The organism is Micromonospora sp. LOL_015, assembly GCF_048060275.1.
Taxonomy (GTDB): Bacteria; Actinomycetota; Actinomycetes; order Mycobacteriales; family Micromonosporaceae; genus Micromonospora_E.
Window position 1 is genome coordinate 1 of sequence record NZ_JBHMIO010000193.1, and the last position, 431, is coordinate 431.

At 65.4% G+C, this 431-nt stretch carries 1 pseudogene; it reads right to left on the reverse strand.

The features are described 5' to 3' along the window. Positions 1 to 24: 24 nt before the first annotated feature. A pseudogene (locus ACFHWU_RS29435) lies at positions 25 to 431 on the reverse strand (hypothetical protein); the annotation flags it as partial.

Below are 431 nucleotides of genomic sequence, written 5' to 3' on the forward strand. Positions count from 1 at the left end.
CAGAGCTAAAGCAAAGTCAGTTGATCATGGTTGCGATGCGTTGAGCAGGGCCGGGATGAGCATCTTGTCGGCGTGGTGACGTTCCATCACCTGCTTGATCCTGGAGTGTCCAGCGAGCCGGATCAGGGCGATGGTGAGGTTTTGCAGGGCGGCCATGGCGTGGGCGACGCCGCCGAGCCAGGCGTGGTGGGTGTCCTCGCCGAACAGGACGTCACGGACCCAGTGGACCTTGTTCTCGATCCACCAGTGGGTGCGCACATGTCTGGCGATCTCGGCCCCCGCGCTGGTCAGGCTGGTGATGCCGTGGACGATCTGTTTGCTGATCCGTTGCCCGTCCGGGGCGTACACGTCACGGCGGAGCCGGAACACCGTGGCCGCGCCGGGGAAGTCGACGCCGGTGGCGGGTGCCATCGGAGATGGTGCGGGTGACC